Here is a 15504-nt window from a genome sequence, read left to right as displayed (position 1 = left end):
CGTTCAGGGCTGCGGCGCCGATCACTGCGGCGTCGAGGCCACCGCGTGAAGATCGTCGGAGTCCGCGAATATCAGCTCCCCGGAATCGAGAGCGACGGCCCAGCGCCGGGCCGCCCCAACGATGCGGTCGTCACCGACGTGAACGGCGACACCGTGGTATCCGTCGTAATCCTCGATCACCACCCCGATGGCATCGAGCCGATCGGCCCGCTGCCACCGCACCCGTACCCCGACGGCGATGGCCGTGGTATCACCCGGATCGTCGGCACCCCGGTTCCGCCGCTGCCCCCATGCCCCGCGATCGCTCTTGCCCATTACCGTGCCCCCTTTCTGAGCCGGCTACCCGCACTGATCGCACCTCAGCTCGGGTTCCGCCAGCTCACTGGTACTGTTTGTACCATGTTGCCGCGTGTGTAACCACCGCCCGGATTGGTTCACAGATTCCCAGGCCAAAGACAGATATATTATCTGTGCCGCTATTCTATTGTTTGCTATGTGGCGGCGACCGTATCGTCCATTTGCACACGGGGTTGCTGTGGAACATGGGTATCGACGCGGCGCAGCGTGCGCAGTGACGGGCTGACGGCACGGACGCGGGCCAATTATGGCGGTGCGGAGCTAACGCCAAGCGCCAGTTCGTCATTCAACGGCATTTGCGCGTCTCGTCATGTCACTGCCCTGCGCAGACACCTTGTCCGCCCTGCGGAGGCCGGGTCTGGGGTGAATGTTCGCCGCTCGTCCTCGCAGGGCCGTGTCCGTGGTGGAACCACCGAGCGCCGCCACGCTGGGCCATGAGGAGGGCCACGGGTGTATCGAACCCTGACAAAGGACCCGGTATAACTATGCAGTCTGTTCTTCGCCCCTGATTTGGGCTAGGAATAGGACATGGACGTGGGGCCGGGGGGTTCTGTCACCATTTTGGATGCCGACAGCCGTAACGAGCGTGAGCAGGCGCGGCGGTTCGCCGCCATCCTTCGTGGTGAGATCGGTGATATGCGGCAGGTTGTCGCTATCGCCGAGCGAAAACGACATGCGCGCCAGCATGTCCGCACCGAGGAGGCGCCACCGGAGCGGATAGCCCGGTTGAATGCCCGGATCGAGGAAGCCGACCGCATCCTGGGCGCGCTAACTGTCCGCTTCAAGCTCTCGTAGCTGCGTTGCTACGTCAATGACGTTACGGTTCAAGGGAATCGTGCACCGGCCAGCCCGCGGAGACCAAGCGCTGACGGACCCGTCCGGTGTCTTCTGACGAGGGCATCTCGTCGGTCAGTTTGGTGATGGCCACCCGAATGTCGGTGCCGTCAATGGGTAGTTGGCCGGCAGAGACAAGCTCGTTGGCCACCTGAACGGTCTCGTCGTCGCTCAGACGTCGGCGCAGCACGGCAAGCAACGGAATGTAGTCGGCGGTAGGTACACCGTCGGGATACCCGGCTCGCAGAAAGGCCACCACGCGAGCGACCGCATCAGATAGTGCCATCGGCTGACCTTTCTCCGTTACGACGTGACACGTACGGTATGACCCTTGTTGGTGGCGTCAAACCTGGTGAACAGTTTTACTCGATGTCAGGCCACTATTGACGCAGCGTTTACCGCCACCGGCGTGGTGAATCTGGAGGTCCGCTCTACAGTGACCTGATGCGCGGCCTGTTTCACGAGCGTCTCGACGCCCTGACGACCACCCTGGCTGACATGTGCGGCTTTGCGGGCACAGCGATGGAGCGAGCAACCCAAGCGGTACTGCAAGCCGATTTGATCACCGCCGAGCAGGTGATCTCCGACCACGAGAATCTGCGGCGAATGAAAGCCCAGGCGGAAGATGAGGCCTTCCTGCTCTTGGCTTTGCAAGCCCCGGTCGCCGGCGACCTACGCAGTGTCGTTTCGGCGTTGCAGAACGTTGCCGACGCCGAGCGCATGGGCGGCCTCGCGTTACACGTTGCCAACATCGCGCGTCGTCGTCACCCCAGCGATGCGGTGCCCGAAGAGGTCAACGGCTATTTCGCCGAAATGGGCAGAATCGCTGTCGACCTCGGCAACACCGCACGCGAGGTCGTCTTGTCGTCGGACGCCGAGCGAGCGGGCCGCATCCGTGATGACGACGAAGCGATGGATGAACTGCATCGCCACCTCTTTCGGGTCCTGTTGGACAAAGAGTGGAAACACGACGTCGCCGCGGCCGTCGATGCGACACTGCTGGGTCGGTTCTACGAACGCTTCGCAGACCACGCAGTCGAAATCGGTCGCCGTGTGGTTTTCCAAGTCACCGGTGAGAAAGGCAAGCTCAGAGACTGACGTTTCGTGCGCCCGATGAAGTGGGGTGCCACGTCACGAAACGCCCAAACGCTACCGCCTGGGGGTTCCAGTGGTCGCAGATTGAAATCCGGTCGGACCGACCAGCGAATTCTCGTTGTTCACCGGCTCCATACCGGCACTGGTCACCACGAATCGCCAGATCTCAAGGCTAAGTGCCTCGCCTCGGGTACGACGGAATGGCCAAGGTGCTCGATCTTCGTGACGAAAGGCGACGTCATCGCCCGCACGAGTGCGCCGTATCCGATACCGAAAACGATCTCGTCGCCGACCGCCACAGGGTAATCCCCGACGTCGACCACCAGGTGGTCGCTGCTCATTCCGAGGATCGTGATGCCATCGGGCGGCTGCAGACCGTCCGGGTCCACATCCTGGCGGCCGAGGGCCAAGATTGCTTGGTGCACGGTCCTGCTGCCGGTGCGGACCGGCGCCACGCCGAAGGCTGCCTGAGCACGATCGCCCCAGGGTTGAGCCGGTTTCGTGCCGACTTCGATGACCTCGGCGGTCAACGTGAAGGCGTCCGTGTGCAGGCCAGGGATCGGTGTCCGGTACAGCGGATCGACGCCGAGAAGGATGGCTTCGCCCAGTCTGAGGTTGTCGATCCGTCCGACGTCGTGGGTGTGCAGAGCCCAATTCAGGTTCGCCGAGTTGCCTCCTGAGACGACGCCGAGCGCGATGCCGTGCCGTGCCTCGATGCCGTCCGCAAGCCCGGTGAGGATGCCCATGTTCCGGTCGTCGGGCACGACACCGTTCTGACAAGCGAGGTTGGCGCCGAGCCCGGCGAGCCGCAGAAAGGAATGACCCAGCACGGTCCGCACTGCCTCGGCGGCGTCGTCGAGCGCGATGCCCTCACGAAGGTCGCCGAGCTCGATCATGAGCACAACGGCATGTATCCGATGCTGTTGAGATGACGCCTGATTGAGCGCCGCCAGCACGACGGCTTCGGTGTTCAGGCTGACGTCGGCGACGTCAACGACCTGTGCCACTTGGCTTAGCATCGGTGAGCGGATCAATGTGCGTAACGGTGATCGGTCGAGTCCGGCCAGCCGAGCGAGGTTCGGCACCCGGGAATCACCAAGGCCGCGGGCACCGCCGCGCAGCATCGCCGCGCCGACACCTGGTGAGCCCAACACGGCCTTGGTGATCCCGGTGACCTCGATGCCCGTTAGGGCCAGCCGGTCAACCAGGATCCGCGTGTTCTGTTCGATCTTGTCGAGGTCGGTCTCGATCCGAAGCGTCACACGGGGGTGGTCGTGTCGGCCATCGCCGCGAGCGCCGGGAAGGCCGTCAGCACCATGTCGACCAGATCCGACGCGGGGCGTGTCAGCGGGTCGGTGACCGGGAGGCCGAGCTGCGAATGATGTTGGGAGATCGCATCGCTCAGCTCGCCGTCGGTCATCTCTTCGTGGTTGATCGTGACGCCGATGACGCGGGTGTCGACAAACGCCTCGATCAGTGCGATCTCGCTGGCCGCGGTCGGCATCGGCATCATCGGAAAATCGCCGAGCACAGTGCGTTTCGGCGCATGCTGCACGATCACGCCGGCCGGGCGGCTGCCACGCAGGATGTGAGCCGACGTGATGTACGCGGGATGGCTGAGCGCGCCCTGACCCTCGACCACGATCACGTCAGGGTTCTCACCTTCGAATGCAGCGACGACCTGATGCTCAACCTCGCCCGAACAGAACTGGGGGACCAGCGCATCCAGCGCGACGCCGTACTTGCCGCCCTGGATCAGGGTGGTCTGACCGGTGCCGACCATGATCGCCTTGATGCCGTGCGCGTTGAGCGCCTGGACCAGCAAGGTGGCGGTGGTGCGTTTGCCGATTGCCCCGTCTGTGCCCAGGACCGCGATCCTGGGACAGGTGACGTCGAAGATCCGGCCGGAGAACAGGTGCAGGTCGCGCGTGGCCTTCGGCCGGCGGACATCGGTGATGGTGACGCCGGCGATCACGGCTGCCGCCGCGAATTCGGCGTCGTCGTTGAGGAACTCGTGCAGGCCGTTGATGATGTGCATCCCACGGGCGATGCCGTCGAGCAGCACGACCCGCTGCTCGTCGGACAGGAGGCCGTCTGCAGGCGCGAGCCCGCAGATCAGATAGTCAGGTACGCGGCCGGCGTGCGCGATGGACTCGGCGAGCGACGCCAGCACCGGGATGCCGTTCGCGGTGCCGTCAAGGAACTTCCCGGCATCGACTCCGGCCCGGAGGCTGTCGATGACACTGAGGATCTCGTACTTGTCCGAGTGCCGGACCAGGCCGTTGGCCGTCTTACCGTCCTGCTCGCCGAACTGACCCTCGCAGTAGACGATCGCGGTGGAACCGGTAGGCAGCGCGAAGGGAGTTGCCGGAGCGATCGACTCGCTGTGTTTGGACGTGTCGAGAGAAGGGATACCACTGGTACGCGAAGACATTGAGATCCTCTGAGAAGTCTCAGAGGAGGCGACGGGATCGAGGCGAGGCGATGAGCCCAACATCCAGCGAGTGGTCTGCCCTGAGGGTCGGCAAGATTACCGACTTGTTAACACAATACCCGATTAAGGCTGACTGTCCTGCTGCCGCTGACCCCGAGCCATCTGGTGCTCGCCCGCGTCAGGTCGGCTGGTAGCGGGTTGGTTCACCGACTACCCGCACGTCAGACGACACTTTCCGACTGGCGCAAGCCCAAATTCGTTGCGCGGTGATGTGACCAAGAACGTTGCGCTCTTTTCAGGTTTGGTCGGTGACGCGCTCCAGATAGAAGCCACGATTTCCGATCGCGGTCCGCAGTAGCGTAGAAGCGCGATGCCCTCACCTGCCCAACCCGTTGCCAGTACGAAACGAGAGGCGAACCCGTTGTCCGCACTGATCTCCTTTCCTCGTCACGTTCGTATCGGGGCGGGCGCGATCAACGACGTCGCCGATGTGCTCGGCACTTTGGATTTGCATCGACCACTCTTGGTGACCGATTCGTACTTGACGGCGAGCGGCGCGGCAGAACGGGTGCTCAATCTGCTGCGTGAGGCCGGAATGGCCGCGGCCGTCTTTGATCGCACCGTCCCCGACCCCACGTCCGCATCCCTCGAGGAGGGCGTGGAGGCGGTGCGCGCGCACGATGCTGATTGCGTCATCGGTTTCGGCGGCGGAAGCCCGATGGATTCCGCGAAAGCGTTGGCGGTACTGGCGCATCGAGGCGGACCGATGCGCAAGTTCAAGGCGCCGAGCAGCTACGCCGGCCCGGCGCTACCAATCATTGCAATTCCGACGACAGCGGGAAGCGGTTCGGAGGCAACGCAGTTCACGGTGATCAGTGACAGCGATACCCACGAGAAGATGCTCTGTCCCGGCTTGTCGTTCCTGCCGGTCGCCGCGATCGTCGACTTCGAACTCACAGTGTCGATGCCACCGCGGCTGACCGCCGACACCGGTGTCGACGCCCTCACCCACGCAGTGGAGGCCTACGTCAGCCGTAAGGCCAATCCCATCAGCGACGGCCTTGCCCTCTCGGCGATCCGACTCATCGCCGGCAATCTCAAGCAGGCCTACCGGAACGGATCAGATCCTCGGGCACGTGAGGCCATGATGGTTGCCGCCACTCAGGCCGGGATGGCCTTCTCCAACTCGAGCGTTGCGCTCGTGCACGGAATGAGCCGTCCAATCGGCGCCAATTTTCAGGTAGCTCATGGGTTGTCCAACGCCATGCTCTTTCCGGCGGTCACGGAATTCTCCGTCGCCGGCGCCGAGGGACGATACGCCGAGTGCGCACGGGCCTACGGCGTGGCAGACGTTCACACCAGCGACCCCGCAGCCGCTCGGTCTCTGGTGGAGGCATTGACCGAGTTGTGCTCTGAACTCGAAGTTCCCACACCTCAGTCGTATGGCATCGACCGCCGAGCCTGGGAGTCATTGACGCCCTTGATGGCGCAGCAAGCGCTGGCGTCTGGTTCGCCCGCCAACAATCCGGTCGTCCCGAGCGCAACGCAGATCGAAGCGATCTACGCGCGGGTGTATGGGTGAGGTTTATCCCAGGTTCTCCGTCGCGGTCAGCGATCCAGGAGTTGGGTGAGCTCGCGTCGTAGATCCGGCCAGGGGTCGTGATTGATCGGTGTGGCCCGTGGTTGGGTGGCGAGTGTGAGCGCGAGGCCGCGCATGGCGTCGAGTGCTGCGCTGAATCGCCGGGTCCAGTCGGCGCGGGACAGTCTCTTAGGGGCGGTGTCTACGGCGATGGCGGCAAACAGGGCGGATTGGGGTCGTTCCAGTGCGGCTAGCGCGGTATAGAGCTCGGGGTCGTCGGCTGCGGCAATCCATACCTTGACCCACACGGTGTACAGGTCGCTGGTGAACGCGGTCCACAGCGCGTCGAGCAGTGCTGGGGTTCGCCCAGCGCCGGCAATGCTCACGGATTGCATTGCCCGGTCACGTATTTCGGCTTGCATGCGACGGCCGACCTCGTCGAGTGCGGTGGTGATGAGGTCGATCCGAGCCGGGAAATGATGCGCGAGGGCACCGAGTGAAGCCTCGGCGAGCTCGGCGACCTGCCGAGTGGTGGTGGCTGGATATCCGTGGTCGGCAATGCTTGTGATCGTTGCGTCGATGAGTCGCGCGCGGGTCTTGTCGCGCCGCTCCTGCTGGGTTTGGGGAGCGCCGCCGCGACCGGGGGTCGATGCCATCGGATCATTCTATAGACGGCAGGTCAGTTGACCTGTAACCTGGCGACAGGTCAATTGACCTGTAATATTCCGTTTGGAGGGTCTGAATTTGTCCAGCACCGGAACATCGGTCCGAGCGGTCCCGGCCAAAGGTGGGCTGCGCGTAGAACATCCGGCCGAGGGCGTGCGGGTGTTGGTGCTCGACCGTCCGGAGCGTCGCAATTCTCTTGATGCTGAGGTCCTCGCTCGATTGGCCGACGAGTTGGAGCGAGTACGCACCGATTCGGGGGTGCGGGTACTGATCTTGACCGGCGGGAATGGCGTATTCAGTGCAGGTGCGGATTTCAGCCAGCTGGAGAACTTGTCCCAGCTGGCCGAGTCCGAGGTGGCCGAATTACTCGGCAAGGTGATGTTGGTCGGCGAAATGCTGTGGGCGTTGCCGCAGCCGACGATCGCCGCCATCGACGGTCCTGCCGTGGGCGCGGGTATGTCGTTGGCGCTGGCCTGCGACATCCGGGTGGGGTCGCGGTCGATGACGTTGTTCCCGTCGTTCATCAGGATGGGCCTGCTGCCGGACACCGGTGCCAGCTGGTTCTTGCCGCGACTGATCGGTGAGGGTGCCGCACTGCAGATGTTTCTCGCCGGCCGACCCGTCGATGCCGATTCGGCTCAACAGCTGGGCTTGGTAAACCGATTGTGCGACAATGCCTTTTCATCCGCGGTCGAACTCGCCGCCATGTTCGCGGCGCGCCCCGCCACGGCGGTGATGGCGACCAAACGATTGCTCCGGGATGCCGCCCGCCGCGACCTCGCCCGAGCCATCGAGTTAGAAGGGGTGATGCAGGCGACGGCGATACACGGCGACGAGTTCGCTGACACGTTCTCGGGCTGGCGCATGTCCCGGAGCGCTGACTGATGTCCGGTGTGCGGTGTGGGCGGGTCTTCCGGGACTACGACGACGTGCGCGCGCGTGCGAGCGCGGTGGCCGGCGGGCTGGCCGCTCTGGGTGTTGAAGCCGGCGATCGCGTCGCGATTTGCCTGCACAACGACATCGCATTCATCGAAGCGAGCGTCGGTGTCGGCATGCTGGGAGCGATACCTGTTCCGGTGAACTGGCACTGGAAAGGGGCTGAGCTCGCCTACCTGCTCGACGACAGCGACAGCAAGGTGATCTTTGCGAACACCAGCCTCGTCCCAACTGCCGAGGCGGTCGCCGGCGGGCGGCCGCTGATCGAAGTCATTGAGGGTTCAGATGTTCCGAGCGGCAGGCATTCCTGTTACGAGGACTGGATCGCGGGGCACAGTGGGTGGTCTGAGCCACCGCGGCAGGCGCCGATGGCGATGGTCTACACGTCCGGCACGACGGGCAGACCCAAGGGCATCGTCCGAGCGCCGTCCGCTCCCGCGCAGTCGCAAGCCATGGCGGGGTTGCTGCTCGAGGCATTCGGACTGGCTCCGGGGATGCGAACCCTGGTGGCAGCGCCGATGTACCACAGCGCGCCAAATGCTCACGCACTGGTGAGTGCGGCCGCCGGCGTCGATCTGACGATCATGGGGAAGTTCGATGCCGAGGACTTGCTGCGACAGATCGCAGAACATCAGATCGATCATTTCCAAGCTGTCCCAACGATGTTCGTCCGATTACTGAATCTTCCGGACGAGGTCCAGGCGAAGTACGACGTCTCATCACTGAAGTCCGTCGTACACGCCGCTGCGCCATGCCCGATCGAGGTGAAGCGACGGATCATCGACTGGTTCGGCCCGATCGTCCGTGAGTATTACGGCGGCACCGAAACCGGTCCCTGCGTGGCGTGCGACAGCGCTGATTGGCTCACGCACCCCGGCACCGTCGGACGGCCGATCGGCGATGCCGACGTCAGGATCTACTCCGAGAACGGAGATCTGCTGCCGGAAGGCGAATCTGGGCGCATCCACCTACGGCCACCGTCGGTTTTGCCGAACTTCACCTACCACGGCAATCCGGACAAGCGAACCGCGATGGAGCACGACGGCTATCTCGACATCGGCGACGTCGGCTATCTGGACCACGACGGCTTCCTCTATCTCAACGACCGCAGCACCGACATGATCATCTCGGGCGGGGTGAACATCTACCCGGCCGAGATCGAGGCGTGCCTGATCGTTCTCGATGGTGTGCGCGACGTTGCGGTGTTCGGCATACCAGATGACGAGTTCGGGGAGTCCATCGCTGCTCACGTGGAAGCGACCGGCCTGACCGAAGACGATGTGCGCGAACATGTTCGGTCCAACCTCGCCGGCTACAAGGTGCCCAAAGTGGTTGTGTTCGATGACAACTTGCCCCGCGAGGACACCGGGAAGCTGATGAAGCGCAAGATCCGGGCGGGCTACTGGCCGGTCCATTGACAATTCAGAACCGAACGCTCGCCCGTCAGGCGGCCTGGGCTGCGACCTGACGAGTGCCGTCGGTCTGCCGCCCGGCAAGCAGGTCGTTGGGCAACGACAGGCGGATCACTTTGAGCCAGGCCGAGGCGACCTGCTTGACCAGCGGGCCGCTGGTATAGGTCAGCCCGTAGCGCTCGAAGACCGCCCTCACCGCAGGTGCGACCTCGCCGTAGCGGTTACTGGGCAGATCGGGGAACAAGTGGTGCTCGATCTGGAACGACAGATTGCCGCTCATCAGATGCATCAAGGGGCTGCCACTGATGTTGGCGGAGCCCAGCATTTGCCGTAGGTACCACTGCCCGCGGGTCTCACCGTCGATGCTGTCGTAGGTGAATGTCTGCACGCCTTCGGGGAAGTGCCCGCACATGATCACCGAGTGGGTCCATACGTTGCGTACGACGTTGGCGGTCAGATTGGCGGTCAACGTGGTGAGGAAGCTGGGTCCGGACAACAACGGGTGGACGACGTAGTCACGCAGCCCCTGCGTGCCGATCTTGCGTAGCGTGGCCTTGACCCGGCTGCGGAATTCGGGGTTCTGACGGCGCTGTGCGGTTTTGAGGTTCTTGCCGAGCTTGAGGTCGTAGGCGGCGATGCCGTACTGGAACATCAAGGCGTTGATGGCATTCCACAATGGCTGGCCGAGGTGGAAGGGGCTCCACGTTTGGTCTTCGTCGACGCGCATGATGCCGTAGCCGAGGTCGCCATCCTTGCCCAAGACATTGGTGTAGGTGTGGTGCAGCTCGTTGTGCGAGTGCTTCCACATATCCGACGGCGAGGCGTTGTCCCATTCCCAAGTGGTGGAGTGGATCTTGGGGTCGCGCATCCAATCCCACTGCCCGTGCATGACGTTGTGGCCGATCTCCATGTTCTCCAGGATCTTGGCGACAGACAGGCCGGCGGTGCCGAGCCACCAGGCGGGCGGGAACAGTGAGAAGAGCAGTACGGCGCGACTTCCGGCCTCCAGACCACGTTGGGTCTTGATCACGGTGCGGATGTAGCGGGCGTCGGCCTCGCCGCGAGTGTCGAGAACCTGTTGGCGGATGGCGTCGAGGTCACGTCCGAGGTTGGCGATGTCATCGGCACTGAGGTGGGCGATGGGATTGGTGTCTTTGTTCTGAATGGCGGTCATGAGGTGTCCTCCAAAGAAGGGTCTGGAACGTGAATGTGGTTGGACAGCTTCAGATATCGATTTCGCAGGAGCCTGCGGCGGTGGAGATGCACGTTTGCACCAGCACGCCTGCATCGGGAGCGCCGACGGTCAGTTCGCCGTTGCGGACGTCGCGGACCGTGCCGTTGCGTAGGGGCAGCACGCAGCCGAAGCACACTCCCATGCGGCAACCCGATGGCATGAGCACCCCGGCGTTCTCGCCGGCTTCGAGAAGGGTGGTGGCTGAGCCGGTGTCGACGGTCGTGCCGGACCTGGTGAACGTCACCGGGCCGCCCTCGCCGACTGCGATGGCGGGCATACTGAACCGCTCCGTGCGGAGATTCTCGGTGATACCGCGCTGGGCCCAGTGGGCCTCGAGGTCGTCGAGTAATGCTGCAGGTCCGCAAGCCCAGGTTGCTCGGTCGGCCCAATCGGGAACGAGCGCAACAAGTTCGGCGGTGGTGATACGTGGTGCGGTGGCGGTGTGACGCTCGATCAGTCGAATGGCGCCTGTTCGGGCAAGGGCACGCACCTCGCTGCCGAAGATCACGTCGTCGGTAGTGCGCGCGCTGTGGATGACGGTGACGTCGGTCAGCTCACCGATGTGGTTGCGCAGCATGCCCATCACCGGTGTGATGCCGCTGCCTGCGGTCACGAACAACACCTTGTCCGGTCGCGTGGTCGGTAGCGAGAAATCCCCGCCGGCCTGGTCGAGATGAACCAGGGCGCCGGTCTTCGCCGCGCGCACGAGGTGGGTAGAGACGATGCCTGCGGTTTGTGCCTTCACGGTAATCGCGATGTGGCGGCTGTCTGGCTGCGAGGTGATCGAGTAGGTGCGCCAGTGCCGGACGCCGTCGACGTCCACACCGACACGGACGTACTGGCCGGCACGGTGGCCCAGCCAGCCCCGTCCAACACGGATCCGCACGGTTGCGGCGTCCGCGGTCTCCGAAGTCACGGCGACGATGCGACCACGGAGATTATGTGGGCTGCCCAGCGGGTCGATCAGGTCGACGAAGTCCCGCGGCACCAGCGGCGTTGTGATCATCCGCGCGATGGACCGCAGTGGCCGGTAGGTGGTTCCTGCGATGAGCGAGGTCATGGTTCTATTCTGATTGTGATTACCGGATATTTCTCGACTGGTCCGTGTGAAAATCGCAAGATAAATTGTTCACTACGGATAAAAAGGTGAGAGGCGGGGTTGAGGGGTGGACGTAGCGCGCAGTGGTACACCGGCCGCGTTGCCCGAGGCGGTGCTGGCGGCCATGTGGTCGGTGCTGCCGGCTGTCGCTGAACGCACGGTGGTAGCCGTCATCGACGACGTACCCAGCTACGCCGACGCCTTTGGCGGGTCGATGGGCGAGAACATCGAGCGGGCTGTGCAGCAGTCGCTGGCCGCCTTCCTGCGACTGGTGTCCGACGGTGGTGACCCGGACACCTCACCGACGGTCCAGCCAGCGCTGGACGGCGCATTTGCGCTGGGAAAGGGGGAGGCGCGCGGGGGGCGCTCGACGGACGTGCTGCTGGCCGCGTTCCGGGTCGGGGCGCGGACGGCGTGGCGGGAATGGAGTGCTGTCGCGGTGTCACATGCAGTACCCGGCGACCAGCTGGCCGTATTCGCCGAGCAGGTGTTCGCCTACATCGACCGATTGTCCGCGACCAGTGTGGCTGGGCACGCTGACGAACTCGCCAAAACCGGATTGGCTCGGCAGCGTCACCGGGAAGCTCTGGTGCGGCAGCTTCTTGCATCCGCACCGACCGATGACCTGATCGCGGCTGCCGAACGTGCGCAATGGCATCCGCCGCGCACCCTGACTGCGGTGACGGTGCCTCGCGGAAATGAACGGCGGCTGCCCCCGGTCTTGGGAGCGGGGAGTCTGGAAGTTCCCGACGACGCACTCCCGTCGCTCGCGCACCCCGTCACTGTGTTGCTGTTGGCTGATCTGGGCGGCCGCTCGCGGGAGTCAGTGCTGCAATCGATTGAGATCCCCGGCGTGGTGCTCGGACCAGAGCGTCCGTGGGCGCACGGTGGGCAATCTGTCCGGCGGGCGCTGCGAGCCGTTGAATTATTGGGCGGGACAACGGCTCTCATCGATACCGAGGAGCATCTCATCGAACTCGTCCTGCATGCCGACGCCGACGCGCTCGCCGATCTGCGGGCCCGTGCATTGGCGCCGCTGGATGGGCTGCGCGAAACGGCCCGCGAGAAACTGGTGGAGACGTTGCGGGCGTGGCTGCTGCACCAGGGCCGCCGCGATGACATCGCTGCCTCGCTGTACGTGCATCCGCAGACTGTGCGCTACCGGCTGGGGCAGCTGCGCGAACTCTACGGCGATGCCCTGCAGGACCCCCGCAGAATCCAAGAGCTCACTATTGCGCTCGCGGAGTCTGAGGTATCCGATCGCCAATGACCGTCAATCTGCTTGTGGCCCGGGCTGAACGACACATGCCGCAATGCACAGCGACGCGTGTGTCACGAGGTCTAACGTCGTAGTCAACCGCCGACCAAGGGAAGCTGCGATGCCACTCAACCCAAAGGAATCGCTCGAGGCAGTGCGGGACATCGCTGCCCATTCGGTCGAGAAAGCTTCGGACATCGTCGATAACGCCGCCGACATCGTCAAGGGCGACGTGACCGAAGGGATCTCCGGGATCGTCCAGAACTCGATCGACATCGGCACCCACGCTGTGACGAAGGTAAAGGAGATCATTACCGGCAACAGCGCCGGGAACGACGACGACGTCGAGAGTTAGGGCCATAGCCCTGCACGAGGCAGCGGGCCGTTGCTCGCCGAATGCGGACTCGAGCCAGGTGTTTCGGTGCTCGCCGGGAACGCCTTCGGTGGAGGAGCATGTAGGTGGTGGGCGACGTTTCGGTGATCGGCTGTGTCGGGCCGCTGGTTGTGGCAACCCGCGGCGTCGAGGGCGCGGGAGAAGTTCTTCTGAATGTGCGGGGGGCGAAGGAGGCCTATCTGGCCTGGTCGAAAGAGCCGCTCAGCCGAGGGACCCAGGTGTTGGTGATAGATACCCGCGGTCCGCGCTCAGTCGTCGTCGAGGCTTGGTCCAGCTTGGATTTCTGAACCGCTCGTGTCCTAGGCAATAAACGCCAACAACCAAGGAGTCCAACATGTTTGGATACAGAGTTCCCGCACCGGACCAGGCCATGTTGATCTCCGGTGGCCGTGCCGCCGGGGATGCGCCGTTTCGTGTTGTCACCGGTCACGGCGCGTTCATCATGCCGCTTTTCCGAAAGGTTCGGTTCCTCACCCTGGCGATGTGTGAGGCCGAGGTCGAAGAGAAATGTGTCACCCAGCAGGGGATTACCCTGAATGTTCGTGCGGTTATCGCCTTCAAGGTCGGCAACGACAGCGAGAGCGTCGTCAGCGCCGGTCAACGTTTCTTGTCGGATCAGAACCAGATGGCGGTACTGACGGGGCGAATTTTCGCCGGGCATCTCCGTTCCATCATCGGGTCGATGACCGTTGAACAGATCATCACCGAGCGGCAGAAGCTCGCCACGGAAGTCCTCGACGGGTCCAAGCAGGAGATGATCAAGATCGGGCTGACCGTGGATGCCCTACAGATCCAGTCGATCGATGATGGCGATCTGGGATACATCCTCGCGATGTCTGCCCCACACAACGCCGCCATCCAGCAGCAAGCTCAGATCGCGCAGGCCAGGGCCAACCAGGCGGCCGCCGAGGCCGAACAGGAATCACAACGCAACCAGGCCGAGTTTGCGCGGCAGACGGCAATCGTCAAGGCGCAGTACAAAGCTGAGGTCGACAAAGCTCAGGCCGAAGCAGCCCAGGCCGGACCGTTGGCCGAGGCGCGGGCCCAGCGCGAAGTGCTGGAGATGCGGACCGAGTTGGCACAGCGCGCCGCGGACCTTCGACAGCAAGAGCTGATCTCGGAAGTGGTCAAGCCGGCCGAGGCCGAGGCGGAGCGGGTCCGGATCCTTGCGGTCGCCGACGCGGAGAAGATGAAGATTCAGGCCGAGGCGGCCGCGTCGCACAATCGGGTCGCACTGGACCGGATGTTGATCGACCAGCTTCCCGAGATCGTCAAGCAAGCCGCGCAAGGTCTTTCGGGGGCCAACCTGACGGTCCTCAACGGCGCCGATGGTCTCGGGGAGATCGCTACCGGACTGGTGGGGCAGGGGCTGGCGATCTTCGATTCGCTGCGCGGTGGAATCGGTCAGCACCCGTCGGACGACGTGCCTGATCGAGTCGGCCTCACTGCGTCGCCCAACAGCCAGTCGTCGGCATGAGCCGCGGCCCTACCTGATCGATGATGCGTTGCCAGCTAGCCGCACTCGCGGCGAAGGCAGCCCAGCAGGCAGACGACTTTTTATCGCTGGGATTGTGACGGGGACAGATTCGACCTGAAGGGAAGGGTCGCCTCGGTGACGGGCGGCAGTTGTGGGATCGGGCCGTGAGGCGACGTCCGGCGGCGCAACATCGGCACTAGTGCGATCAGAGCGACCACGGCGCCGGCGGCTGCGGCAGGTATGGCCAGCGACTGACGATCGGAGACCACCGCCGCGCACTGATCGGCGTAGTTGCTCACCAGGAACATCGGCCCGCCGGTGGTGTGTTGGTCGAGGTTGAGTTGGTCCTGTTCCTGGGCCACGGTGTATCGAGGCCGAAGCGCGTCGCCGCATGGGATGGGCGTGCCGGTTCGATCAACCGAATGCAGATGTACTGGTGCTGCCAAGCCCAACAGTGCGCCCAGCACCGTGGCCACGCCCGCCAGCACTACAGACCGAACAAACACGTCCCCCAGCTCCTTCTGAGCTCGCCCCTCCCCAGGTGTGGCTCACGATGTAGCTTAGATCAGCTGTAGCGAATACGTCAGGTTAGCTGGGTCGTGCCTTTGCCCAGGTCCGCTGGTGGTGGCTGCCAGGTTATTTTGGGTATTTCACAGGTAATTCGGTCTACTCATGTGCGCAAGAGCGTCGGTGCTCACAGCAAAGCCGGGAATGCCGAGTTAACGGACG

General features: G+C 63.8%; 17 protein-coding genes. 9 read left to right on the top strand and 8 right to left on the bottom strand.

The genetic code is table 11. The features are described 5' to 3' along the window. Positions 1–21: 21 nt before the first annotated feature. A complete protein-coding gene (locus ABIA30_RS06105) occupies positions 22–315 on the bottom strand; it encodes a hypothetical protein (protein WP_370063018.1) in 294 nt (97 codons plus the stop codon). A gap of 570 nt (positions 316–885) precedes the next feature. Between ABIA30_RS06105 and ABIA30_RS06100 the strand changes: the two genes are divergently transcribed. Then, on the top strand, positions 886–1152 hold the full coding sequence (locus ABIA30_RS06100) for a hypothetical protein (protein ID WP_370063017.1): 267 nt from the start codon (positions 886–888) through the stop codon (positions 1150–1152). 22 nt (positions 1153–1174) lie between these two features. Here ABIA30_RS06100 and ABIA30_RS06095 read toward each other — a convergent pair whose 3' ends face one another. After that, on the bottom strand, positions 1175–1477 hold the full coding sequence (locus ABIA30_RS06095) for a DUF3349 domain-containing protein (protein ID WP_370063016.1): 303 nt from the start codon (positions 1475–1477) through the stop codon (positions 1175–1177). Between the two features lie 158 nt (positions 1478–1635). Between ABIA30_RS06095 and phoU the strand changes: the two genes are divergently transcribed. Further along, a complete protein-coding gene (gene phoU / locus ABIA30_RS06090; RefSeq protein WP_370063015.1) occupies positions 1636–2289 on the top strand; it encodes a phosphate signaling complex protein PhoU in 654 nt (217 codons plus the stop codon). A 143-nt stretch (positions 2290–2432) separates the two neighbouring features. Here the strand turns inward: phoU and ABIA30_RS06085 are convergent, their stop codons facing one another. Continuing rightward, complete coding sequence (locus ABIA30_RS06085) at positions 2433–3548, bottom strand: alanine/ornithine racemase family PLP-dependent enzyme (protein WP_370063014.1); 1116 nt, start codon at positions 3546–3548, stop codon at positions 2433–2435. Then, complete coding sequence (locus tag ABIA30_RS06080; RefSeq protein ID WP_370063013.1) at positions 3545–4720, bottom strand: DUF1611 domain-containing protein; 1176 nt, start codon at positions 4718–4720, stop codon at positions 3545–3547. The genes ABIA30_RS06085 and ABIA30_RS06080 overlap by 4 nt, the downstream gene beginning before the upstream one ends. A gap of 421 nt (positions 4721–5141) precedes the next feature. Between ABIA30_RS06080 and ABIA30_RS06075 the strand changes: the two genes are divergently transcribed. After that, positions 5142–6302, top strand: a complete 1161-nt coding sequence (locus tag ABIA30_RS06075; protein ID WP_370063012.1) for an iron-containing alcohol dehydrogenase — start codon at positions 5142–5144, stop codon at positions 6300–6302. Positions 6303–6328: 26 nt separating this feature from the next. On the opposite strand, the gene ABIA30_RS06070 is transcribed toward ABIA30_RS06075, so the two are convergent. Beyond that, on the bottom strand, positions 6329–6955 hold the full coding sequence (locus tag ABIA30_RS06070) for a TetR/AcrR family transcriptional regulator (protein ID WP_370063011.1): 627 nt from the start codon (positions 6953–6955) through the stop codon (positions 6329–6331). Between the two features lie 73 nt (positions 6956–7028). Between ABIA30_RS06070 and ABIA30_RS06065 the strand changes: the two genes are divergently transcribed. Then, on the top strand, positions 7029–7850 hold the full coding sequence (locus ABIA30_RS06065) for an enoyl-CoA hydratase/isomerase family protein (protein WP_370063010.1): 822 nt from the start codon (positions 7029–7031) through the stop codon (positions 7848–7850). Beyond that, complete coding sequence (locus ABIA30_RS06060; RefSeq protein WP_370063009.1) at positions 7850–9319, top strand: AMP-binding protein; 1470 nt, start codon at positions 7850–7852, stop codon at positions 9317–9319. Before ABIA30_RS06065 ends, ABIA30_RS06060 begins: the two co-directional genes overlap by 1 nt. 25 nt (positions 9320–9344) lie before the next feature. On the opposite strand, the gene ABIA30_RS06055 is transcribed toward ABIA30_RS06060, so the two are convergent. Both ABIA30_RS06055 and ABIA30_RS06050 read right to left on the bottom strand, forming a co-directional pair. Continuing rightward, a complete protein-coding gene (locus ABIA30_RS06055) occupies positions 9345–10487 on the bottom strand; it encodes a fatty acid desaturase (protein WP_370063008.1) in 1143 nt (380 codons plus the stop codon). Between the two features lie 49 nt (positions 10488–10536). After that, positions 10537–11607, bottom strand: coding sequence for a ferredoxin reductase (locus tag ABIA30_RS06050; protein WP_370063007.1), 1071 nt, complete (start codon positions 11605–11607; stop codon positions 10537–10539). 106 nt (positions 11608–11713) lie between these two features. Here ABIA30_RS06050 and ABIA30_RS06045 point away from each other — a divergent pair, with 106 nt between their 5' ends. The 4 genes from ABIA30_RS06045 (at position 11714) to ABIA30_RS06030 (ending at position 14775) form a co-directional block, all read left to right on the top strand. Further along, a complete protein-coding gene (locus ABIA30_RS06045) occupies positions 11714–12916 on the top strand; it encodes a PucR family transcriptional regulator (RefSeq protein ID WP_370063005.1) in 1203 nt (400 codons plus the stop codon). Positions 12917–13025: 109 nt separating this feature from the next. Continuing rightward, the gene (locus ABIA30_RS06040; protein WP_370063003.1) at positions 13026–13259 is read left to right on the top strand and encodes a hypothetical protein; all 234 of its coding nucleotides are present in this window, start codon (positions 13026–13028) and stop codon (positions 13257–13259) included. Positions 13260–13363: 104 nt separating this feature from the next. Beyond that, positions 13364–13585: a hypothetical protein gene (locus tag ABIA30_RS06035; protein ID WP_370063001.1), complete on the top strand. Its 222-nt coding sequence runs from the start codon at positions 13364–13366 to the stop codon at positions 13583–13585. A 47-nt stretch (positions 13586–13632) separates the two neighbouring features. Continuing rightward, positions 13633–14775: an SPFH domain-containing protein gene (locus ABIA30_RS06030; RefSeq protein WP_370062999.1), complete on the top strand. Its 1143-nt coding sequence runs from the start codon at positions 13633–13635 to the stop codon at positions 14773–14775. An 80-nt stretch (positions 14776–14855) separates the two neighbouring features. On the opposite strand, the gene ABIA30_RS06025 is transcribed toward ABIA30_RS06030, so the two are convergent. Then, entirely contained in the window at positions 14856–15281 is a 426-nt protein-coding gene (locus ABIA30_RS06025; protein ID WP_370062998.1) for a hypothetical protein, read from the bottom strand. Positions 15282–15504 lie beyond the last annotated feature (223 nt).

It is taken from the genome of Mycobacterium sp. MAA66 (assembly GCF_041261665.1).
Lineage (GTDB): Bacteria > Actinomycetota > Actinomycetes > Mycobacteriales > Mycobacteriaceae > Mycobacterium.
The sequence above is the reverse complement of the archived record's forward strand: the minus strand, read 5'-3'. Positions and strand labels throughout refer to the sequence as shown.